Genomic DNA, 23,027 nt, shown 5'->3' on the forward strand with positions numbered 1-23,027 from the left:
GGTTCCTCCTCACGGCAGGAGCTGGTACTCCGGGAAGTTGCCCGGCAGCCGCTCCCCCGCCGGTCCCCGCGTCACCGCGCGCACCAGCAGCTCGCCGCCGACGAACGCGCCGCGCCAGGACGCGCCGAGCCCGCCGAAGAGCTCGTCGCGGTCGCCACGGGAGCGGGGCCTGCCGTGGCCGACCTTGAAGGCGCGGATGTGCGGGGCGAGCCGCTCGTAGGTGGCCCGGTCGTCGGTGGACAGCGTGGCCACGAGCGCGCCGTTCGAGGCGTTCATCGCGGCGAGCAGCTCCGCCTCCGTGTCGACCAGGACGATCGTGTCGACCGGGCCGAACGGCTCCGCGTGGTGCAGCGGAGAGGACGAGGGCGGGTTGAGGAGGGTGACCGGCTGGACGTAGGCGGAGGTGTCCTGGCCGGGCAGGAAGCGGGCGTCGGCCGGGCTGCCGCGGTGCAGCGGCACGGCGCCGCGCTCGATCGCCTCGGCGACCTGGTCCTGGAGCTCCTTGGCCTTGGCGGCGTTGATCACCGGCCCGAAGTCCAGCTCGGCGTACGGGTCGTCGGTCCTCTCGACGGCGAGCGGGTGGCCGACCCTGACGTCGCGGACCGCCGGGAGGTACGCCGCCAGGAACGCGTCGAACAGGTGCCGCTGGACGACGAAGCGCGGGTACGCGGTACAGCGCTGCTTGCCGTAGTCGAAGAGCTTGGGAACCAGCGCGGTGAGCGCGTCCCAGTCCGAGTAGTTCCAGATGCCCCAGGTGTTGAGTCCTTCCTGTTCGAGTACGTGTCGTTTGCCGAGGTCGGCGACGGCCGTGGCCACCGCGGCGCCGGTGTCGCGGCCGCCGACGAACGAGACGCAGCCGATCTCGGGCGCCCGCACCAGCGCCTGGGACAGCTCGCCTCCGCTGCCGCTGAGGAGGGTCACGGGGATCCCCTCGCGCGCGGCGAGGGCACTGGCCAGGGTCAGGCAGGCGACACCGCCGTCGGTCGGGGTCTTGGCGATGACCGCGTTGCCTGCCAGTGCCTGCACCAGTAATGCGTGAACGAGCACGCTCATCGGGTAGTTCCAGCTGGCGATGTTGGACACCGGGCCGTCGAGCGGGGCCCGTTCGGCGACCATCGGTTCGATGCCGTCGACGTACCAGCGGACCCCGTCGATGGCCCGGTCGACGTCCGCCTGGGCGAGCCGCCAGGGCTTGCCGATCTCCCAGACGAGCAGGAGTGCGAGCAGCCGGCGGTGTTCGGCGAGGGCGTCGAGCGTGGCGGCGACGCGGGCCCTGCGCTCCGGCAGGGGGACGTGCCGCCAGGCGCGGTGCTGATCGAGGGCCGCGCGCACGGCCCGGTGGGCGGTGGATCCGTCCAGGCGTGGCGGCCCGGCGATGGGACTGCCGTCGACCGGGCTGACGGCGGGCAGGACACTGCCGTCCGCCTGCCAGGCGGAGTTCCAGAGGTTGAGGACCCGGTCGTCGCGGAAGGCCTCGGGCGCGACGGTGCGGCAGCGCTGCCACGCGTCGGGCCATGACGTGCCGGATTTGAGGGTGAGGGTGGGTGCCATGGGGTTGCTCCGCTCTCGGTGCACAGTCGGGGGCGGGGATCGGCCTTGGGCGGACCGCTATCGGCCTTCGAGACGCGCCGGCACGAGCTTCGCGGTCTCGGTCGGTGTGCTTCCCACGCTCACCCCGACCGCCTCCAGTGCCTCCTTCTTCGCCCGCGCGGTGCCGGAGGAGCCGGACACGATCGCGCCCGCGTGGCCCATGGTCTTGCCCTCGGGTGCGGTGAATCCGGCGATGTAGCCGACGACCGGCTTGGTGACGTGCTCGCGGATGTACGCCGCCGCGCGTTCCTCCGCGTCGCCGCCGATCTCGCCGATGAGGACGATCAGTTCGGTGTCGGGGTCGTCCTGGAAGGCGGCGAGGCAGTCGATGTGCGTGGTGCCGACGACCGGGTCGCCGCCGATGCCGACGCACGTGGAGAAGCCGATGTCGCGCACCTCGTACATGAGCCGGTACGTCAGCGTGCCCGACTTGGAGACCAGGCCGATACGGCCCGGCTTGGCGATGTCGGCCGGGATGATGCCCGCGTTGGACTCGCCGGGGGTGATGAGGCCCGGGCAGTTGGGGCCGACGATGCGGGTGCCCTTCTCCTTGGCGTACGCGGTGAAGGCGACGGAGTCGTGGACAGGGATGCCCTCGGTGATGACGACCGCGAGGCCGATGCCCGCGTCGGCGGCTTCGACGACGGCCGCCTTGGCGAAGGCGGGCGGTACGAAGACGACGGTGACGTCCGCTCCGGTCGCCCGCATGCCCTCGGCGACCGAGCCGAAGACCGGCACGGCCGTGGGGGCGCCTCCCGGGCCCTTCAGGCCATGAGGGACGTCGAAGTCGACCGTGCGGCCCGCCTTGCGCGGGTTGACTCCGCCGACGACGTCCGTACCGGCCGCGAGCATGCGCCGGGTGTGCTTCATTCCCTCGCCGCCGGTCATGCCCTGGACGAGGACCTTGCTCTCCTTGGTGAGGTAGATGGCCATGGCGTTCCCTCTCCTCAGGCCGCGGTGGCGAGTTCGGCGGCGCGGCGGGCGGCGCCGTCCATGGTGGTGACCTGCTGGACCAGCGGATGTGCGTGCTCGTCGAGGACGGCCCGGCCCCGGGCCGCGTTGTTGCCGTCGAGGCGCACGACGAGCGGCTTGGTCAGCCGGACGGTGGCCAGGGCCCGGACGATGCCGTCGGCGACCGCGTCGCAGGCGGTGATCCCGCCGAAGACATTGACGAAGACGGACTTCACGTCCGGGTCGGAGAGGATCAGCGACAGTCCGTCCGCCATGACCTGGGCGCTCGCTCCGCCGCCGATGTCGAGGAAGTTGGCGGGGCGCGCGCCGCAGCCCGCGACCACGTCCAGGGTCGACATGACGAGTCCGGCACCGTTGCCGATGATGCCGACCTCACCGTCGAGCTTGACGTAGTTGAGGCCCTTGGCCGCAGCGGCGGCCTCGAGTGCGTCGTCGTGCCCTCCTTCGTCAGCACCCCATCTCGCCTGTCGGAAACGGGCGTTGTCGTCGAGGGTGACCTTGCCGTCGAGGGCGAGGATCTGTCCCTGCCGGGTGCGGACGAGCGGATTCACCTCGACCAGGAGGGCGTCCTCGCGGACCAGGACGTCCCAGAGACGTACGAGGACGTCGACGGTCTGCGGCGGCAGCCCGGCCGCCCGGGCGATCTCGCCGGCCTTGGCGGAGGTGACGCCCTCGGCGGGGTCGACGGGGACACGGGCCACGGCCTCGGGACGGCCGGCCGCCACCTCCTCTATCTCCATGCCGCCTTCCGCCGAGGCGATCGCGAGGAAGTGGCCGGCGGCGCGGTCGAGTACATAGGACACGTAGAACTCGGTCTCGATGTCGACCGGTTGGGCCAGCATCACCTTGCCGACCGTGTGGCCCTTGATGTCCATGCCGAGGATCTGACGGGCGGTGAGCTCGGCGGCGGCCGGGTCGGCGGCGAGCTTCACACCGCCCGCCTTGCCGCGCCCTCCGGTCTTCACCTGCGCCTTGACCACGACCCGTCCGCCGAGGCGACGTGCGATCTCGCGGGCCTCCTTGGCCGAGTCCGTCACCTCGGCCCGCGGCACCAAGATGCCGTGTTCTTCGAAGAGTTCCCTTGCCTGGTGTTCGTACAGGTCCATTCAGGCTCCTGACTGCCGAGTCTTCTGGGGAGCGGCCCCCAGACTCCCGAGAAATGGCGCACGCCCCCTGGACACCACCCACCGGATGCGGGATAACAAGCTTCATACAGTATTCGTCGACTGTATGCAATGTACTGCGAGCCGTTCCAACCCCCTACGAAGGGACAGGACTTCGCCATGCCCGACGACACCCAGGACGTGATTTCCGGTGGTCATCTCGTAGCCAAGGCGCTCAAGGCCGAGGGGGTCGACCGCATCTACACGCTGTGCGGCGGCCACATCATCGACATCTACGACGGCTGCGTCGACGAGGGCATCGAGGTCGTCGACGTACGCCACGAGCAGGTCGCCGCCCACGCCGCCGACGGCTACGCGCGCATCACCGGCAAGCCCGGCTGCGCGGTGGTCACCGCGGGCCCGGGGACGACCGACGCCGTCACCGGTGTCGCCAACGCCTTCCGCGCGGAGTCGCCCATGCTGCTGATCGGCGGTCAGGGGGCCCTCACCCAGCACAAGATGGGGTCCCTCCAGGACCTGCCGCACGTCGACATGATGAGCCCCATCACCAAGTTCGCGGCGACCGTGCCGGACACGGCACGCGCGGCGGACCTGGTCTCCATGGCGTTCCGCGAGTGCTTCCACGGCGCGCCCGGGCCCTCCTTCCTGGAGATCCCGCGTGACGTGCTGGACGCCAAGGTGCCCGCGGCCAAGGCCCGGGTGCCCCAGTCCGGTGCCTACCGTGCCTCGACCCGCTCGGCCGGCGACCCCGAGGCGATCGAGAAGCTCGCCGACCTGCTGGTGCACGCCGAGAAGCCGGCCATCCTGCTCGGCAGCCAGCTGTGGACGACCCGGGGCACCGGATCGGCCATCGAGCTGGTGCGCACCCTGAACGTCCCGGCGTACATGAACGGCGCCGGCCGCGGCACCCTCCCGCCCGGCGACCCGCACCACTTCCAGCTGTCGCGCCGGTACGCCTTCTCCAACGCCGACGTGATCGTCATCGTCGGTACGCCCTTCGACTTCCGCATGGGCTACGGCAAGCGGCTGTCACCGGAGGCGACCGTCGTGCAGATCGACCTCGACTACCGCACGGTCGGCAAGAACCGCGACATCGACCTCGGCATCGTGGGCGACGCCGGGCTGGTGCTGAAGGCGGTGACCGAGGCGGCCTCCGGACGCGTCAACGGCGGTGCGTCCAGGCGCAAGGAGTGGCTGGACGAGCTGCGGGCGGCCGAGCAGACCGCTCTGGAGAAGCGGCTGCCGAGCCTGAGGTCGGACGCCTCACCCATCCACCCGTACCGCCTGGTCAGCGAGATCAACGACTTCCTCACCGAGGACTCGATCTACATCGGAGACGGCGGCGACATCGTCACCTTCTCCGGGCAGGTCGTACAGCCCAAGTCACCCGGGCACTGGATGGACCCAGGCCCCCTGGGCACGCTCGGCGTGGGCGTCCCCTTCGTGCTCGCGGCCAAGCAGGCGCGGCCCGACAAGGAGGTCGTCGCGCTCTTCGGCGACGGCGCGTTCTCCCTCACCGGCTGGGACTTCGAGACGCTCGTCCGCTACGACCTCCCGTTCGTCGGCATCGTCGGCAACAACTCCTCCATGAACCAGATCCGCTACGGCCAGGCCGCCAAGTACGGCAAGGACCGCGAGCGGATCGGCAACACCCTCGGCGACGTCCACTACGACAAGTTCGCCCAGATGCTGGGCGGTTACGGCGAGGAGGTCCGCGACCCCGCCGACATCGGCCCGGCCCTGAGGCGCGCCCGCGAGTCGGGCAAGCCGTCCCTGATCAACGTCTGGGTCGACCCCGACGCGTACGCCCCCGGAACCATGAACCAGACCATGTACAAGTGAGGTGCCCCGATGACTGCTCCGTCCACCAAGGCCCTCGAAGGCATCCGCGTCCTGGACATGACCCACGTCCAGTCCGGGCCCTCCGCGACCCAGCTGCTCGCCTGGCTCGGCGCGGACGTCGTCAAGCTGGAGGCGCCGACCGGCGACATCACGCGCAAGCAGCTGCGTGATCTGCCGGACGTCGACTCCCTGTACTTCACGATGCTCAACTGCAACAAGCGGAGCATCACCCTCAACACCAAGACCGAACGCGGCAAGGAGATCCTCACGGAGCTGATCCGGCGCTCCGACGTCATGGTCGAGAACTTCGGACCGGGCGCGGTCGACCGGATGGGCTTCACCTGGGACCGCATCCAGGAGATCAATCCACGGATCGTCTATGCCTCCATCAAGGGGTTCGGCGAGGGCCCGTACACCAACTTCAAGGCGTACGAGGTCGTCGCGCAGGCCATGGGCGGGTCGATGTCGACCACCGGTTTCGAGGACGGGCCGCCGCTGGCGACGGGAGCCCAGATCGGGGACTCGGGGACGGGGGTGCACGCCGTGGCGGGGATTCTCGCGGCGCTGTACCAGCGGGAGAACACCGGGCGCGGTCAGCGGGTCAACGTGGCCATGCAGCATGCCGTCCTCAACCTCTGCCGGGTGAAGCTGAGGGATCAGCAGCGGCTGGCACATGGCCCGCTCCGTGAATATCCCAACGACGACTTCGGCGACGAGGTTCCCAGGTCCGGAAACGCGTCCGGCGGCGGCCAGCCCGGCTGGGCGGTCAAGTGCGCGCCGGGCGGCCCGAACGACTACGTGTACGTCATCGTGCAGCCCGTCGGCTGGCAGCCGATCAGCGAGCTCATCGGCCGGCCCGAACTGGCCGACGACCCCGAGTGGGCGACGCCCGAGGCGCGGCTGCCCAAGCTGAACAAGATGTTCCAGCTGATCGAGGAGTGGTCCTCGACGCTGCCCAAGTGGGAGGTGCTGGAGCGGCTCAACGCGCACAACATCCCGTGCGGGCCGATCCTGTCCACCCGGGAGATCATCGAGGACCGTTCGCTGGTCGCCAACGAGATGGTCGTCACCGTCCCGCACCCGCAGCGGGGCGAGTTCGTGACCGTCGGCAGCCCGCTCAAGCTGTCGGACTCCCCCGTCGAGGTGACCGGCTCACCACTGCTCGGCGAGCACAACGAAGAGGTCTACGTCGGCGAACTCGGCCTCGGCGACGAGGAAATGCGCCTGCTCAAGTCGAACGGAGTGATCTGACGTGATGGCAGAAGACCGCCTTCTGCGGGTACGCGGCCTCCTCGACTCCGTGCGGGCCGAGGGGCGGACCGCGCTTACCGCGCCCGAGGGCAAGGTGATCGCCGACGCGTACGGGATCGCCGTACCGGGCGAGGAGCTGGCTACCGACGTCGAGGAGGCCGTGGCGTTCGCGGCGCGCTTCGGCGGGCCCGTCGTGATGAAGATCGTCTCGCCGGACATCCTGCACAAGACCGACGCCGGCGGGGTGGTCGTCGGCGTCGAGGGAGCCGCGGACGTACGGGCCGCGTTCCACACCATCGTCGACAACGCGCGCGCCTACGACGCGGACGCCCGCATCGACGGTGTGCAGGTGCAGGAGCTGCTGCCGAAGGGGCAGGAGGTCATCGTCGGCGCGGTCACCGACCCGACGTTCGGGAAGGTGGTCGCGTTCGGGCTCGGCGGGGTGCTCGTCGAGGTCCTGAAGGACGTCACCTTCCGGCTCGCCCCGGTGGACGCCGACGAGGCCCTGTCGATGCTGGACTCGATCCGCTCGGCGGAGATCCTGCGCGGGGTGCGCGGCCAGGCGGGTGTGGACCGGTGGGCCGTGGCCGAGCAGATCCGCCGGGTGTCCGAACTCGTAGCGGACTTCCCGGAGATCGCCGAGGTGGACCTCAATCCGGTGATCGCGACGGCGGAGGGCGCGGTCGCGGCCGACATCCGGGTGATCCTCGCCGAGTCGCAGCCCCCGCCGCGCCGTCGGTACTCCAGGGACGAGATCCTCGCGTCCATGCGCCGGCTGATGCAGCCGAGCTCGGTCGCCGTGATCGGCGCCTCCAACGAGCAGGGCAAGATCGGTAACTCCGTGATGCGCAACCTCGTCGACGGGGGCTTCGCCGGGGACATCCACCCGGTGAATCCCAAGGCCGATGACATCCTGGGCCGCAAGGCGTACAAGAGTGTCACGGACGTTCCCGGTGAGGTGGATGTGGCGGTCTTCGCGATCCCCGCCAAGTTCGTGGCCTCGGCCCTGGAGGAGGTGGGACGCAGGAAGATCCCGAACGCCGTGCTGATCCCCTCCGGCTTCGCCGAGACCGGCGAGCACGAACTCCAGGCGGAGATCGTGGAGATCGCCGAACGGCACGGCGTACGGCTGCTGGGTCCGAACATCTACGGCTACTACTCCACCTGGCAGGATCTCTGCGCCACGTTCTGCACGCCGTACGACGTCAAGGGCGGGGTCGCGCTGACCTCGCAGTCGGGCGGCATCGGGATGGCGATCCTGGGTTTCGCCCGCACGACCAAGACGGGTGTGTCGGCGATCGTGGGGCTCGGCAACAAATCGGACCTGGACGAGGACGACCTGCTGACCTGGTTCGGGGAGGACCCGCACACCGAGTGCATCGCGATGCACCTGGAGGACCTCAAGGACGGGCGCGCCTTCGTGGAGGCCGCGCGGGCGACCGTACCGAAGAAGCCGGTGGTCGTGCTGAAGGCGGGGCGTACGGCGGCGGGCGCCAAGGCGGCCGGTTCGCACACCGGTGCCCTGGCGGGCGATGACGCCGTCTACGACGACATCCTGCGGCAGGCCGGGGTCATCCGGGCCCCTGGGCTGAACGAGATGCTGGAGTACGCGCGCGCGTTGCCGGTGCTTCCCGCACCCCAGGGCGACAACGTCGTCATCATCACGGGGGCCGGCGGCAGCGGCGTGCTCCTCTCGGACGCGGTGACGGACAACGGCCTGTCGCTGATGGAGATCCCGCCCGACCTGGACGAGGCGTTCCGGAAGTTCATCCCGCCCTTCGGGGCCGCCGGCAACCCGGTGGACATCACCGGGGGCGAGCCGCCGTCGACGTACGAGGCGACGATCCGGCTGGGGATGGAGGACCCGCGCATCCACGCGCTCGTCCTCGGCTACTGGCACACCATCGTCACCCCTCCGATGGTCTTCGCGGAGCTCACCGCGCGCGTGGTGGCCGAGTTCCGGGAGCGGGGCATCGAGAAGCCCGTCGTGGCGTCGCTCGCGGGCGATGTGGAGGTCGAGGAGGCCTGCCAGTACCTCTTCGAGCGCGGGGTCGTGGCGTACCCGTACACGACCGAGAAGCCGGTGGCCGTGCTCGGCGCCAAGTACCGCTGGGCGCGGGAGGCGGGGGTGCTGGGGGGCGGTACATGAGGTGAGGGAGCGGGGGCCGGCCGACGGTGCGCGTCGGCCGGCCCCGGGACCCGTACGCGCACGAAAGGCATGGGACAGGGGGCGCTGGCCAGATCTTTCGACGCAAGGGGTGCAATCCACGTGACAACCACCGACGTTCCACGGGTCGCCGCCTATCGCGAGCTGACCGACAAGAACGGACGCGTCTATCGCGTCGGCGAGTCCGACATCGACATCATGGGGCGCAAGCGCAAGTGGATGGTGATCCTGCCGTGGATCGGCATGATGGGCATCTCCTCCGCCGAGTACGCGTTCGCCTCCGCCGAGGACACCCTGCACACGGCGCACAGCTGGAACAGCATGCACATCTTCTGGATGATGACCGTCTGGGTCTTCTTCCAGGCCGCGGTGGCCTTCCCCGCGGGCAAACTGCGTGAGAGCGGGAAGCTGCCGGCCCGCTGGGCGATGATGTGTGGGGCGACGGGCACCCTGCTGGGCTATCTGTCGCTGGCGTTCGCGCCGCACGTCGTCTTCGCCTACATCGGCTTCAGCATGTTCAGCGGCATGGGCGCGGGCATGGTGTACGCCACCTGCGTCAACATGGTCGGCAAGTGGTACCCGGAGCGCAAGGGCGGCAAGACCGGCTTCGTCAACGGCGGTTTCGCCTACGGCTCGGTGCCCTTCGTCTTCCTCTTCAACGGCTACATGGACCTGACCAACTTCCGCTGGGTGCTGGTCTCGGTGGGTGTGTTCCTGGCCGGAATCGTCGCGTTCTCCGGCTACTTCTTCAGGGACCCGCCGAAGAACTGGTGGCCCGCCGCGATCGACCCGCTGAACCCGCCCGCCGACCCGCGTGCGGCGCGCTCGCTGCGGATGAACCCGCCGGCGGTCCACCAGTACACCCCCAAGGAGGCGTGGAAGACCGGCCGGGTGGCCCTGATGTGGTTCTGCCTGGCGTGCACGTCCGGCGTGAACATCTTCGGTATCGCGTTCCAGGTGGACATCGGCGAGGAGGCCGGATTCGCGGGCGGGATCGTGGCCACGGCCATGTCCCTCAAGGCGATCGTCAACGGTACCGGCCGTGGCGTCATCGGCTGGCTCTCCGACCTCTACGGCCGCAAGCGGTGCCTGCTCGCCGTGTGCGTCATCCTGGGCCTGGCCCAGTTCGGCATCCTCTGGTCGGCGGACAGCAAGAACCTGACCCTGTTCCTGATCTTCTCCGCGATCTCCGGCTTCGGCGGCGGCGCGATCTTCCCGATGTTCGCGGCCCTCACCGCGGACTACTTCGGCGAGAACAACAACGCGTCCAACTACGGCATGGTCTACAGCGCCAAGCTCGTCTCCGGTCTGGGAGCGGGCATGGGTGCCGTGGTCGTCGGCGCCTGGGGGCACTCCGGTGCCTTCATCCTGGCCGGATCGATCTCGCTCTTCGCCGGCTGCGTGGCACTGTTCCTCTCCCCACCGGGACGCGACAAGGAAGAGAGCCGCATCGTTCCCAATCCACAACCGCTCGGCGAGGACACGGCCTGACCGTGACGCGCCCGGACAGGGCTCGTGGGCTGACCGTCCCACCTGTGAGGAGGCCCCTCCCTGACGCGGGAGGGGCCTCCTCATGCCGGTACGGCCCTCAGCACTTCTCCCTCAGGGAGTGCAGGTGCGCGCTGGAGCGGCGCGCGAACGTGAACGACTCGGCCGGGTTGTCGTGCTCGGCCTGCCAGTGGTGGGCCATGCGGTGGCCGCGCAGCCGGGTGACGGCGGAGATGAACCGCTGGTAGTCGATGTCGCCGTCGCCCACGTCGGTCATGTTGTAGCCGTACGGGTTCGACGGGTCGCTCTCGCCGTCCTTCACGTGGAACAGCGGGTAGCGGTCAGGCCTGCGGAGGACGTAGTTCAGCGGCTCGAACGGCGCGGGTGTTCCGTCGGGCCGCTTGGAGAAGCGGAACTGGCCGACGTACGCCCAGTAGATGTCCATCTCCAGGTAGACGAGGTCCGGGTCGGTCTCCTTGAGCAGGATGTCGTAGAGGCGGACCTTGGGGTTGTCGGTGGCGAAGGAGAACTCCTCGGAGTGGTTGTGCTGGTAGAACTTCATGCCCCGGGCCTTCGCCGCGGCGCCGTAGGTGTTGAAGTCCTCGGCGGCGCGCTTCCAGGCGTCGACGGTGGAGCCGTAGCGGAACGGGCCCGCAGCCGTGCCGATGTGCTTGAGACCGAGGGCCTGGGCGTCGTCGAGGACCTTGGTGAGGTTCTGGGCGAAGGTGTAGGCGGCCGGGTCGTTGGAGTAGTAGCCGACATGGCTGCCGATCGGGTTCAGGCCGTGGTTCCGTGCCAGCCGCTTGAGCTGGGCCAGCGTGATCGGGCCCGCCGAGCCCTGCGTGTAGCCGGCGAACTCGACCTCGTCGTAGCCGTATCTCTCCAGTTCGGCGAAGACGGGGCCGAAGCCGAGGGTGGAGACCTTGTCGCGCAGGCTGTAGAGCTGGATGCCGAGGCGGCCGGGCGGCAGCACGGGGCGGCCGCGGCCCTTGGCGCCGGACGCGGTGCCGGTGGCGGCCGTCGCGTTGCCGCCGGCGGCGGTCGCGGGGGCGGCGGCACCGAGCAGGGCGGCCGCGGTGGCGCCGGCGGCCACGCCGAGCATGCCGCGTCTGCTGAGGCGGTGGGTGAGCTCGGGATCGGGCTGGGAGAAGCGGCTCATGCGTGGAACTCCTCGTGATCGCGGGGCGTTGTCAGTGGTGAGTGCTTCACTTGTGACCAGTCGGGACTGAGGCTCTGTCCTCAGCCGAGACCGGCGAGTTCGAGCAGCAGTGACTTCACATCGGTGGCCGCGACGCGGTCACCGACAGCACGGGGGGTGGAGCAGATGAGGAGCGGACCGTCGTCGTCGCTCGCCGGAAGGCGGCCGTGGCTGCCGCGAATAGGTGAGGGGTCCAGGGGCACGACCGCCATGCGGTAGCGCATGCCGAGTCTCTTGCGCGCCAGTGCGGTGGCCGCCTTGACCTTGACGTAGGGGTCGAGGGGATCCATGAAGAGCTCGACCGGGTCGTAGCCGGGTTTGCGGTGGATCTCGACGAGTCGCGCGAAGTCGGGCGCGTGGGCGTCGTCGAGCCAGTAGTAGTACGTGAACCAGGCGTCGGGTTCCGCCACGGCGACGAGTTCGCCCGCGCGCGGATGGTCGAGGTGATGGGCCTTCTTGCCCTCGTCGTCGAGGAGTTGGCCGAGGCCGGGCAGACCGTCGAGGGCGGCCCGGGTGGCGTCGAGGTCCTCGGGGCTGCGCACATAGACATGGGCGATCTGGTGGTCGGCGACCGCGAAGGCACGTGACGCCATCGGGTCGAGGTACTCCATGCCGTCCTGCGTGTGCACTTCCAAGAGGCCGGCGCGGCGCAGAGCACGGTTGATGTCGACGGGCCGGCTCACACGGGTGATGCCGTACTCGGACAGCGCGACGACCGTGCGGCCCTCGGCGCGGGCGTCGTCCAGGAGCGGGGCCAGGGCGGCGTCCAGGTCGGCGGCCGCCTTCAGGGATCGCGGGTCGTCGGGGCCGAAGCGCTGCAGGTCGTAGTCGAGGTGAGGGAGGTAGCAGAGCGTCAGGTCGGGGTGCCGGGTGCGGATGATGTGGCGGGTCGCGTCGATGATCCACCGGCTGGAGGAGAGGTCGGCTCCGGGGCCCCAGAAGTGGAAGAGGGGGAACGTGCCGAACTTTTCCGTGAGTTCGTCGTGCAGCTCGGCCGGCCGGGTGTAGCAGTCGGGTTCCTTGCGGCCGTCGGCGTAGTACACCGGACGGGGAGTGACGGTGAAGTCGGTGTCGGCGCCCATGGCGTACCACCAGCAGATGTTCGCGACGGTGTAGCCGGGGTGGGCGCGGCGGGCGGCGTCCCAGAGCTTGTCGCCGGCGACGAGCCCGTTGTGCTGGCGCCACAGGAGAACGTCGCCGAGTTCGCGGAAGTACCAGCCGTTGCCGACGATGCCGTGCTCCGAGGGCATGGTGCCGGTGAGGAACGTGGACTGGGCGGCGCAGGTGACGGCGGGCAGGACGGTGCCCAGCGCTGCGCGGGAGCCGGACTGTCCGAGCGCCTTGAGACGGGGCATGTGGTCGAGGAGCCGGGGGGTGAGGCCGACGACGTCGAGGACGAGGAGGGGTGTGGGGCCTGCCGGGGCCGGGTGGGTGCCCGGGGCGGAAGGGTGGGTGCTCATGGCAGCTCCTTCAGGCCGAGGTCCGTCAGCAGGTCGCGGGCGAGGGTGAGTTCGGCGGCGATGCCCTCGGCTAGCTGGGTGCGGCCCCGGGGGCGCAGCTCGGGCGGGAGGGCCTGCCAGGTGTAGGTCTCGACCTCCAGGTGGCGGGTGAGCGGGGCCGGGCCGCCGACGAGCCGGGTCAGTGCGGACTTCAGGACCGGAAGTGTGGAGGTGAGAGGCGCGGCGGGGGCCGCGTGCAGGGGGACGTGGAAGTGGGCGCGCCAGGGTGCGCCGTCCGGCAGGGTGTGGCCCGCGAGGGCCTCGTCGAGGTCGTCGGTGGCGCGCAGGCCGGCGGCGGTGGCCGTGCGGGTCTGGTGCAGGAAGCGGGGTTCGGCGAACGCGGCGAGTGCCTCGCGGACCTCGGGCAGATGGGGGTGCTCGGCGTGCAGGGCGGCGGAGAGCTGGGATTTGACGACGGGGACACGGGCCCCGGTGAGGGCGTCCAGGGCGGTGTCCGGATCTTCGAAGGAGGTGGCGAGATGGCAGGTGTCGACGCAGATGCCGATGCGGTCGTGGCCGATCTCGGTGAGCGGGGCGATGGCGTCGCGGGTGGTCTCGACGACGCAGCCGGGTTCCGGTTCCAGGCCGACGCGGATGGAGCGGCCGGTCAGTTCCTCGATGACGTCGAGGCGTTCGGCGAGGGTGCGCAGGGCGGTGCGGGCGGTCTCCGCGCGCTCGTCGTCGTACGCGGTGCGCCAGGCGAGGGGCAGGGTGGAGATGGTGCCCTCGGCCACGTCGTCGGGGAGGAGCCCCGCGAGGACGCGGGCCAGGGCGGTGGTGTGGTCGAGGCGTTCCGGGTCGGCCCAGTCCGGCTTGTAGACGCGGTACTTGACCTCCTCGGCGCCGAAGCCCTCATAGGGGAAGCCGTTGAGAGTGACGACTTCGAGGCCGCGCCGGTCGAGTTCGGTGCGCAGGCCGCGCAGCGCGGACGGGTCGGTGACGAGGGCGTGTGCGGCGTCCTTGGCGAGCCACAGCCCGATCCCGAGCCGGTCGCGGCCCAGCCGGCGGCGGACGGGCTCGCAGTGGTCACGGAGCTGGGCGAGGACCCCGTCGAGGGTTTCGGCGGGGTGGACGTTGGTGCAGTAGGCGAGGTGGACGGTGGACCCGTCGGGGTGGCGGAAGCGCATGGTTCACGCCTCCGCGACGGGGACGCGAGCCGGCTCGTCGCCGTCTCCCGGGCCCGGATCCGGCTCGTGCGGATCCTTCGGGGCGCCGCGGAGGATGGAGTTGCCCTCGTGCGTGGCCTCGGTGCCGGTGACGTCGAGGTTCAGCCGGCCGCTGAGCCCGTAGAAGGCGACGGGGTTGCGCCACAGCACCCGGTCGACGTCGTCCTCGTCGAAGCCCTCGGCCAGCATCAGGTCGCCGACCTTGCGGGTCTTGAGGGGGTCGCTCCTTCCCCAGTCGGCGGCGGAGTTCACCAGGACCTGCTCGGTGCCGTAGGCGCGCAGGATCGCGACCATCCGTTCCTCGTCCATCTTGGTGTCCGGATAGACGGAGAAGCCCAGCCAGCAGCCGCTGTCCTTGGCCTCCTTGACGGTGGTCTCGTTGAGGTGGTCGACCAGGACGCGTTCCGGGGGCAGGGCGGACTCCCGGACGGCGTCGAGGGTGCGGCGCAGGCCGGCGAGCTTGTCGCGGTGCGGGGTGTGCACCAGGGCGGGCAGGCCGTGGTCGGCGGCGAGCTGGAGCTGTGTGGCGAGGGCGGTGTCCTCGGCGGGGGTCATCGAGTCATAGCCGATCTCGCCGACGGCCACGACGTTGTCCTTGACGAGATACCGGGGCAGTTCGTCGAGGACGGGCGCGCAGCGCGGGTCGTTCGCCTCCTTGGGGTTGAGGGCGATCGTGCAGTGGTGGGCGATGCCGTACTGGGCGGCGCGGAAGGGTTCCCAGCCGAGCAGCGAGTCGAAGTAGTCGCGGAAGGAGGCGGGCGAGGTGCGGGGCTGGCCGAGCCAGAAGGAGGGCTCGACGACGGCGCGGACGCCGGCGGCGTACATGGCCTCGTAGTCGTCGGTGGTCCGGGAGGTCATGTGGATGTGGGGGTCGAAGATGCGCATCAGGACTCCTTGCCGTGGGGGTGGTCCGTGCCGGGGGCCGGGGTCACGGACTCGGTCAGGTCCAGGACGCGGTACAGGTCCTCGGGGACGGTGCGGCCGGCGGCGGTGCGCTCGGCGGCGTAGTCGCCCAGCATGCGGGCGAGTTCGCCGTCGCCGTGGGCGCGCCGGGGCAGGTCGGCCACGTGCTCGACGGGGACGCCGGTGAACAGGCACTTCAGCACGGCGTGGCGCCAGTCGTGGGCGGCCAGGTGCCGGGCGGCGTACGGGCCGACGGCGGCGGTGAGGAGCCGGGTGTCGTTGGTGCGCAAGGCGTCCTCGACCAGGGGGAGGGCGGCGGGGCCGGACACGAGGTGGGGCAGGGCGTGCAGGACGGCGCGGCGCTCGTCGGCGGTGCCCTGGAAGTACACCCGGGTCAGGGCGTCGGCGCCGGCGCGGGCCGCGTGGAGGATGAGGACCCGGGCGACGTCGGCGTGCGCGGCACCGCAGCGGCGACCGGCCTCGGCGAGACGCAGCTCCCACGGGGAGATCGGCCCGTGGATGCCGGGGTGGGCGGCGGCCTCGTCGAGGGCGTGCTCGAGCCAGGACCGGGCGGCTCGGTCGAGGTGGGTGGTGAGGTGGCGGCGGAGATCGGCGGGCGAGGGGGTGAGAGCGGTACCGGGACCGGGTTGGCCGGTGTGGGTGGTGCTGTCGGTTCTCGCCGCCGGTGTGGCGCCGGGCTGGGTCATGGGGTGCTGCTCCCTTCAGAGGTGGCGGAGGGAGCGCCGTGGGGTGGCGCGGCCTGCTGGAGGGCCGGAGCGGGGTGGGGCGACGTGGTGGCCGCGGTCCGCTCGGCGTGGCGGAGGAACGGGAGGGAGTGCGCGGCGAAGTGCGGGCCGGCGTGGGAGTGGCGGGGCAGTTCGACGACGGTCAGGCCCTGGTAGCCGGTGGCGGCGAGGGCCGCCAGGACCGGCGGGAAGTCGATCTCCCCGTCTCCGAAGGGGAGGTGCTCGTGGACACCGCGCCGCATGTCCTCGATCTGGACGTGCCGCAGCCAGGGTGCGGCGGCGCGCACGCAGTCGGCGGGAGAGAGGGGTTCGAGGCACTGGCAGTGGCCGAGGTCGAGAGTGAGGCCCAGAGGCTCGGGGCCGCCGAGCGTGCGGCGGAGGTGGTGGAAGTCGGCCAGGGTGGCGAGGAGGTGGCCCGGTTCGGGTTCGACGGCGAGCGGGATGCCGGCGGAGGCGGCGGCGTCCAGGACGGGCGTGAGGGTCTCGGCGAGACGCTTCCACGCGGTGTCCGTGTCGGTGCCGTCCGGGAGGACTCCGCTGAAGCAGTGGACCGCGTGGGCGCCGAGGTCGGCCGCGACCCGCACGGCACGGACGAGGAGGTCGGCCCGGCGCGCCCGGTCACCGGGGTCCGGGTCCAGCAGGGAGGGACCGTGTTTGCGGCGCGGGTCGAGCACATAGCGGGCGCCCGTCTCCACCGTGACGCCCAGGCCGAGCGCGTCCAGCCGCCGCGCGACCCGTCGGGTGCGGGTGCCGAGGTCGGGGGCGAGGGGGTCGAGGTGCATGTGGTCGAGCGTCAGACCGACGCCGTCGTAGCCGAGATCGGCGAGGAGGGAGAGCGCGTCGTCGAGCCGGAGGTCGGCCAGACCGTTGGTGCCGTAGCCGAAGCGGAGCGGCTGCAGGGGCTGGAGGGGATCGAGAGGAGAGTTCTCCGGAGTCACGTCACACTCACCTTCTTCGCGAACCTCGCTCCCAGCGGGGCCAGGGCCGCGATGAGGAGGGCCGTGGCCTTGCCCTTGGAGCGGGCGGTCAGGGCGGCCTGAAGGGGGATCGTGGCGCGGACGCCGGCGCCGACGGCTCGTTGGGTGAGCGGAGGTGAGGGGTTGAGCGTGGCGTGGAAGTAGGGGCGGGCGGTGGCCGCGACGTAGGCGGCCGCGAGAGCGGTGGTGACCGCCATGCCGCTCTCCGGCGGCCTCGCGGGACTGAGGTGTGCCGCGGGTTTCCGGCCGGGCACAGGTCCTGGAGGCCGAGTCGCTCCTGGCCCGAGATGGTCACGAGCGGTTACCCCTCGGTGCTCTGAAGGCCGATGCGTCACCACACGGGTCAGCAGGGCGGTCGTCGCGAGCGCCGCCAAGGGGGCCAGAGGCGAACCGCCCTGGGCTTCCTGACGGGAGACCGTCGTGACGGCCAGCGTGTGGATGCCGAGGAGGGCCGCTGAGGGGAGTGCCGGTCGGGTGCGGCCGGTCGTCGCGGCGGCTCCCAGGAGCAGGTCGAGTCCACGAGCCGCGGCCATGGCCACGGGGCCCGCGGGGGTGTGCTTCAGGCCGAGGTCGTACGCCCAGACGGTCGCCGCGAGGGGCACGGCGACGGCCAGGGCGGGGCGGCCGGCGCCGGAGGCGAGGGCCAGTCCGGCGCCGGTGAGGGCACAGGCCGCCGTGAGGGCGGCGGAGGGGCGGATGCGGCCGGAGGGCAGGGGGCGGTGCGGGCGTTCGACGGCGTCGATGTCGCGGTCCGCCCAGTCGTTGAGGGCCATGCCGGCCTCGTAGAGACAGAGGGAGGAGCCGATGGCGAGCAGGGTGCGGGCGTTGGGTGCCGCGCCGGTGGCGGCCGTGCCGGCCAGGGCGTCGCCCGGGACGCTGAACAGGGCGGGCAGACGGAGAAGTTCGGCCCAGGCACGTCCGCGCTGTGACCGGCCGGTGCATGCACAGGGGGTCGTGTCACCGGCGCCGCCTCCAGGAGCGGCTGTGGACGCGCCCTCAAGGCATCCGCAAGAGTTTTCGCGCGGCGTCACAGCGCCTCCCCCGTCCCGTCGGGCTGTGTCACCGACCTGCTGCCCTGGCCCTCTTCACCGGCCTGCCCCAGGCTCCGCCCGAACCGGACCAGTCCCTCGTACTGCTCGGCAAGACCGGACGGCCCGTCCCCGACGGGGTCCTTGAAGTAGAAGCCGAGGGCGTCGAGCGGACCGGACAGCCCTGCCTCGTGGGCGCGGGCCGTGAGGCGGGCCAGGTCCAGTACGAGGGGTGCCGCGAGCGCCGAGTCGCAGCCCTGCCAGATGGTCTGGAGGATCATGCGGGTGCCGAGGAAGCCGTCGAAGGCGATGTGGTCCCAGGCGGTCTTCCAGTCGCCGAGGGCCGGGACGTCGTCGATGTGGACCTCGCCCTCGGGGACGGTGCCGAGGGTGTCGGCGAGGACGCGTTCCTTGCCGGCGTTCTTCGCCGCGGCGGCGGCCGGGTCGGCGAGGGCGGCGCCGTCGCCGCCGCCCAGCAGGTTCGTGCCGGACCAGGCCCGGACCCTCAGCGACCGCTGCGCGAACATCGGGCCCAGCACGGCCCGCAGCAGTGTCTGTCCGGTCTTGCCGTCCCGGCCGGCGTACGGCAGGCCGCTCCGCTCGGCCTCGCGGGCGGCGGTGGGGTGGTGGATGCCCTCGGAGGGGGTGAAGTTGACGTAGGGGCAGCCCGCGCGCAGGGCGGCCAGCGCGTACAGGGTGCTGGCGGGGAGCGGGGCGTCGGGGCCCTGGGACGCGGGTTCGGTGGAGGCGACGTTCACCACCACGGTTCGCTCCAGCTCGTGGCGGTGCGCGAAGTCGCGTATGTCGTCGGCGAAGGCCGTGATCAGCTCGGCCTCGCTTCTGGTGTCCCCCGGGGTGGGGCCACCGGGTTTGATCTCCCGGTCGGCGGCGGCGAGGTCGGCGGCGACGGCGGTGGCGACGCCCGGCGGGAGGACACCGCCGGCGGTCAGGGTCTCGGCGCGTTTGGGCAGGGGGCAGTCGAGGGTGTCGTGGCCGCCGAAGACGAGGTCGGACAGCGCGGGCAGACCGCTGTCGGTGAACGCCGGGGTCTCGGTCACCATGCCGGTGGGCGGGTGGAGTCCCGCGGTGATGGCGGCGCACCCCGTGACGACGGTGGTGGCGACGGAGCCCCGGGCTCCGATCAGCCACACCCCCGCACGCGGTCGGGAGAGGGACGCGGACATGGGCAGCCTCCTGGTCGTGCGCGAACCCGAGGGGGGAAGGGAGACGGCGGGCGGGGGTCCGGCGTCCCCCGCCCGCCGCCGTTCAGTCGCCCTTGACGGGCAGTTCCTTCAACTGGATGTTGCGGAAGGAGACCTGGTCGTCGGCGCCATGGTTCTGGAGGCCGATGTAGCCGTCGGTCAGGCTCCGCTGGGGGTCCTTGTTGCTGAAGTCGTTGATCTTGACTCCGTTGAGGAACACCTGGAGGCGTTCGCCCTGGACCTTGATCTCGTAGGAGTTCCACTGGCCGGGCGGCCGCAGAACCTGGTCACGGGCCTTGATGTTCGCCGACTTGAACGAGTAGACGGAGCCCGTGGTGCGGTCGGCCGCGTCCGTGGCGTCGATCTGGATCTCGTAGCCCTTGTTCACCGCGGACCAGGGGTCGTCGGAGGCGGGGAAGCCCACGAAGATCCCGGAGTTGTCGTCGCCCCGCATCTTCCAGTCGAGCTTGAGGGAGTACGACTTCAGCTCCTTGGCCTGGTACCAGAGCAGGCCCATGCCGCCCTCGGACTCCATCACGCCGTCCTTGACGGTGAACTTGCCGGGGCCTGCCTGCTTCCAGCCGTCCAGGGTCTGGCCGTTGAAGATCTTCCGGTAGTCCTTGCTGGGCTTGCAGTCCGCCTTCACCTGGCCGGTGGCGTACTGCAGGCCGCCGAGCAGGTGGGCGCGGAAGGCTTCCTCGGCGTAGGACTCCTTGGTGTGGCCGCCGCCGGTGTAGAAGGACCGGCCGCCGCCGTAGCTCTGGCACCAGGCGATCGGGTGGTCGCCCTTCATGTTCCCGCCCTGGTAGCTGGTCTCGTCCAGGGTGGCGAGGACCTTGGCCTGCTCACGCGGGTTGGTGCGGTAGTTGTACCACTCGTCCGTGCGCTCCCAGGCGTCGTCCAGATGCCCGGTGGACGGGTGGTCGTGGTCCTCGACGCGGACGGTGGCCTTCTGGATGGCCGGGTGCGAGTCGAAGTAGGCGCCGACGAGGCCGCCGTAGAACTGCCAGTCGTACTCGGTGTCGGCCGCGGCGTGGATGCCCAGGTAACCGCCGCCGCCCGCCACGTAGTCCTCGAAGGCCTTCTGCTGCTCGGCGTTGAGGACATCACCCGTGGTGGACAGGAAGGCCACCGCGTCGTACTTGGCGAGGTTGGTCGTGGTGAACTGACGGGCCTCCTCGGTCGCGTCGACCGTGATGCCGGCCGGGCCGCCGAGCTCCTTCAGGGCGGCGATGCCTGCCGGGATGGAGTCGTGCCGGAAGCCGGCGGTCTTGGAGAAGACCAGGACCTTCTTGCCGCCCTTGAACGGCTCCTTGGAGAACTCGAAGTCGTCCACGTCGTACAGCGCGCCCTCGCCGCCCTTGAAGACCAGGTAGATGTCCGTGGTCTTCTTGGGCAGGGACCGCAGCGGTACGTCGACGTTCTGGAAGGTCTCCCAGCCGCCGGTCGGCGGGATGTACGCCGAGCCGTGCAGCGGTCCGTCGGGCGAGCCGGTGCGCAGTTCGATGAAGCCGCCCGCGCCGCCGGAGGAGGCCCGCACGGTCATCTTCTTCTGCCCGTCGAACCGGTAGGGGCTGAAGGAGATCCAGTCGCCGTCGTCGATGTTGCCCACGGTCTTGCCGCCGTTGGCGCCGGTCTTCTCGATCACTGTCACGCCCGACTGGGTGGTGAAGTGCTCGCCCTGGCGGTGCAGCGGCTGGAGCACGGCGCGAGCGGTGCCGGTCAGCGTCTCCTGGCCGTTCGCCCCGCCGTCGGTGTAACTGGCGCCGACGACGCCGTAGATGTTGGCGTTGGGGTCGTGGCCGCCGTCACCGGGGGGCGGCTTCAGGGTGCCCTCGCAGCCCATCTCGCTGGTCAGCTCGTGGGCGTGGGAGTCATGGCCGAGGCTGTAGGCGACCTTGACCTTGGAGCAGTCGACGGTCTCCTCGGGGTCGGTGACGGTCACCTTGAAGGGGACGGGCTTGCCGAACTCGGCCAGGGCGCCGTTGGCCGGGATGTCGATCCGCACCTTGGGCTCGGTGTTGCCGACCACGATCCGGGTGCTGGCGTTGCCGGTGTTGCCCTCGGCGTCCTTGGCGGTGAAGGTCGCGGTGTAGGTGCCGACCTTCTTGTACCTGTGGGTGGGGTTGAGGCCCTCGCCCTTGGTGCCGTCGCCGAAGTCCCAGCTGTAGGTGAGGTCCGGGGAGTCGGCGTCCTTGGCCGAGCCGGTGAACTTGACCTTCAGGCCGGCCGCTCCGGACGTCTTGTCGGCGCTGACCTCGGCGATCGGCGAGAAGCCGTCCTCGGCGTTCTCGATCCGGTACAGGGCGGAGTTCTCGTCGCCCTGGAACCAGGAGACGCCGTAGTCGAGGACGTAGAGCGCGCCGTCCGGACCGAACTCCATGTCCATGATCTGCGTGCCGGTCCACGGGAAGTCGTTGATCTTCGCGACGGAGCCGTCGGTGTTCTCCTCGATCCGCTTGATCCAGCGGCGGCCGAACTCACCGGCGAAGAAGTCACCGTCGTAGGCCTCGGGGAACTTCACCTTGGAGTCGAGCTCGGGGTCGTAGCGGTAGACCGGGCCGGCCATCGGGGACTCGGAGCCGCTGCCGAACTCGGGCAGGGATCCGCCGTCGTACGGGATCCAGGCGGCCTGCGCGGGCGGCAGGTCGGTCAGGCCCGTGTTGTACGGCGAGGTGTTCTTCGGGGCGTTGCAGTCGAACGGCTCGCCGGACTCCTTGGTGGCGAAGTCGTAGTCGACGTACGCGTCGTTGTCGCCGGTGCAGAACGGCCAGCCGAAGTTGGCGGCCTTGGTGACCTTGGCGAACTCGACCTGTCCCCCCGGGCCCCGCTTGGGGTCGGCGGCGCCCGCGTCGGGGCCGTAGTCGCCGACGTAGACGGTGCCGGTCTTGTCGTCGACGCTCATCCGGAACGGGTTGCGGAAGCCCATCGCGTAGATCTCGGGGCGGGTCTTGTCCGTGCCCGGGGCGAAGAGGTTGCCGTCCGGGACGGTGTACGAGCCGTCCTCGGCGACCTTGATCCGCAGGATCTTGCCGCGCAGGTCGTTGGTGTTGGCGGAGCTGCGGCGGGCGTCGAAGGCGGGGTTGCGGCCCTCACGGTCGTCGATGGGCGTGTAGCCGTCGGACGCGAAGGGGTTGGTGTCGTCGCCGGTCGACAGGTAGAGGTTGCCGGCCGCGTCGAAGTCGATGTCGCCGCCGACGTGGCAGCAGATGCCGCGGGAGGCCGCGACGTCGATGACCTTCTTCTCGCTGGCCTTGTTCAGCGTGCCGTTGGCGTTGAGGGTGAAGCGGGAGAGGCGGTTGACGCCGTCGAACTTCTTGAAGTCCTCGGCGGTGCCGGTCTCCGGGGCGTCGCCCGCGGGGGTGTCGAGCGGTGGGGCGTAGTAGAGGTAGATCGCCCGGTTGTTCTTGAAGTCCGGGTCGATGCCGACGCCCTGCAGGCCCTCCTCGTCGTGGCTGTAGACGTCGAGCTTGCCGGCGACCTTGGTGACGCCGCCCTGGTCGGTGAGGCGCAGCGTGCCGTCGCGCGAGGTGTGCAGCACGCTGCGGTCCGGGAGCACGGCGAGCGACATCGGCTCGCCCGTCTCGGGTTCGCCCTTGGCGAGCGGCACCTGCTGGAACTGGCCCTCGGCGGCCGCCGGATCGTCGTGTTCCGGGTGGCCGGGGTGGGCGCCGGCGACGGTGGCCGGGGTGCCCACGGCCAGGAGCAGGCCGGTGAACAGGGCGACGGTGGCGCGAAGCCCGGGACGCCCGGGATGCCTGGGGGTGCGGGTGCTTCTGAGGCTGGTTCTGTGCACGAAGTCCCTCCGGGAACGGGGTGGGCCGTACGGGGTGGGTGCGTAGACGTGCGGTGCGGGCGCCGGGGTGCGCCGTCA

16 protein-coding genes are annotated in these 23,027 nt (G+C 70.9%); 4 read left to right on the top strand and 12 right to left on the bottom strand.

What is annotated here, in order from left to right; all coding sequences use genetic code 11:
* Positions 1–9: 9 nt before the first annotated feature.
* Genes ACZ58V_RS10745 through sucC form a run of 3 tightly spaced genes read right to left on the bottom strand, consistent with a single transcriptional unit; the run spans position 10 to position 3,668 of the window.
* Positions 10–1,551, bottom strand: coding sequence for an aldehyde dehydrogenase family protein (locus ACZ58V_RS10745; protein WP_471289539.1), 1,542 nt, complete (start codon positions 1,549–1,551; stop codon positions 10–12).
* A 57-nt stretch (positions 1,552–1,608) separates the two neighbouring features.
* Entirely contained in the window at positions 1,609–2,523 is a 915-nt protein-coding gene (gene sucD / locus ACZ58V_RS10750) for a succinate--CoA ligase subunit alpha (RefSeq protein WP_471289542.1), read from the bottom strand.
* 14 nt (positions 2,524–2,537) lie between these two features.
* A complete protein-coding gene (gene sucC, locus ACZ58V_RS10755; protein WP_468184095.1) occupies positions 2,538–3,668 on the bottom strand; it encodes an ADP-forming succinate--CoA ligase subunit beta in 1,131 nt (376 codons plus the stop codon).
* A gap of 177 nt (positions 3,669–3,845) precedes the next feature.
* Here sucC and ACZ58V_RS10760 point away from each other — a divergent pair, with 177 nt between their 5' ends.
* From ACZ58V_RS10760 to ACZ58V_RS10775, 4 genes are all read left to right on the top strand, one after another.
* A complete protein-coding gene (locus tag ACZ58V_RS10760; protein ID WP_471289545.1) occupies positions 3,846–5,528 on the top strand; it encodes a thiamine pyrophosphate-binding protein in 1,683 nt (560 codons plus the stop codon).
* 9 nt (positions 5,529–5,537) lie between these two features.
* Positions 5,538–6,779, top strand: a complete 1,242-nt coding sequence (gene frc, locus ACZ58V_RS10765; protein ID WP_471289547.1) for a formyl-CoA transferase — start codon at positions 5,538–5,540, stop codon at positions 6,777–6,779.
* Positions 6,780–6,783: 4 nt separating this feature from the next.
* Positions 6,784–8,928: an acetate--CoA ligase family protein gene (locus ACZ58V_RS10770; RefSeq protein ID WP_468184089.1), complete on the top strand. Its 2,145-nt coding sequence runs from the start codon at positions 6,784–6,786 to the stop codon at positions 8,926–8,928.
* Positions 8,929–9,048: 120 nt separating this feature from the next.
* Entirely contained in the window at positions 9,049–10,437 is a 1,389-nt protein-coding gene (locus ACZ58V_RS10775; protein ID WP_468184086.1) for an OFA family MFS transporter, read from the top strand.
* Positions 10,438–10,534: 97 nt separating this feature from the next.
* Here ACZ58V_RS10775 and ACZ58V_RS10780 read toward each other — a convergent pair whose 3' ends face one another.
* From ACZ58V_RS10780 to ACZ58V_RS10820, 9 genes are all read right to left on the bottom strand, one after another.
* The gene (locus tag ACZ58V_RS10780; protein ID WP_468184084.1) at positions 10,535–11,593 is read right to left on the bottom strand and encodes a sugar phosphate isomerase/epimerase family protein; all 1,059 of its coding nucleotides are present in this window, start codon (positions 11,591–11,593) and stop codon (positions 10,535–10,537) included.
* A gap of 80 nt (positions 11,594–11,673) precedes the next feature.
* Positions 11,674–13,092 carry a nucleotide pyrophosphatase/phosphodiesterase family protein gene (locus tag ACZ58V_RS10785; RefSeq protein WP_471289549.1) on the bottom strand — a complete coding sequence of 473 codons (1,419 nt, stop codon included), beginning with the start codon at positions 13,090–13,092 and terminating at the stop codon, positions 11,674–11,676.
* Entirely contained in the window at positions 13,089–14,258 is a 1,170-nt protein-coding gene (gene eboE / locus ACZ58V_RS10790; RefSeq protein WP_471289552.1) for a metabolite traffic protein EboE, read from the bottom strand. The genes ACZ58V_RS10785 and eboE overlap by 4 nt, the downstream gene beginning before the upstream one ends.
* Before the next feature lie 3 nt (positions 14,259–14,261).
* Positions 14,262–15,182 carry a TatD family hydrolase gene (locus ACZ58V_RS10795; protein ID WP_468184077.1) on the bottom strand — a complete coding sequence of 307 codons (921 nt, stop codon included), beginning with the start codon at positions 15,180–15,182 and terminating at the stop codon, positions 14,262–14,264.
* A complete protein-coding gene (locus ACZ58V_RS10800) occupies positions 15,182–15,907 on the bottom strand; it encodes an EboA domain-containing protein (RefSeq protein WP_468184074.1) in 726 nt (241 codons plus the stop codon). Before ACZ58V_RS10800 ends, ACZ58V_RS10795 begins: the two co-directional genes overlap by 1 nt.
* Positions 15,904–16,884, bottom strand: a complete 981-nt coding sequence (locus ACZ58V_RS10805; protein WP_471289554.1) for a sugar phosphate isomerase/epimerase family protein — start codon at positions 16,882–16,884, stop codon at positions 15,904–15,906. The genes ACZ58V_RS10800 and ACZ58V_RS10805 overlap by 4 nt, the downstream gene beginning before the upstream one ends.
* Positions 16,881–17,954 (bottom strand): SCO3242 family prenyltransferase, encoded by a 1,074-nt coding sequence (locus tag ACZ58V_RS10810; RefSeq protein ID WP_471289556.1) that lies wholly within the window; start codon positions 17,952–17,954, stop codon positions 16,881–16,883. Before ACZ58V_RS10810 ends, ACZ58V_RS10805 begins: the two co-directional genes overlap by 4 nt.
* Positions 17,951–19,135, bottom strand: a complete 1,185-nt coding sequence (locus tag ACZ58V_RS10815) for an inositol-3-phosphate synthase (RefSeq protein WP_471289558.1) — start codon at positions 19,133–19,135, stop codon at positions 17,951–17,953. Before ACZ58V_RS10815 ends, ACZ58V_RS10810 begins: the two co-directional genes overlap by 4 nt.
* Before the next feature lie 82 nt (positions 19,136–19,217).
* A complete protein-coding gene (locus ACZ58V_RS10820) occupies positions 19,218–22,949 on the bottom strand; it encodes a ThuA domain-containing protein (RefSeq protein ID WP_471289561.1) in 3,732 nt (1,243 codons plus the stop codon).
* Positions 22,950–23,027 lie beyond the last annotated feature (78 nt).

Source organism: Streptomyces sp. NPDC040589 (assembly GCF_055594445.1).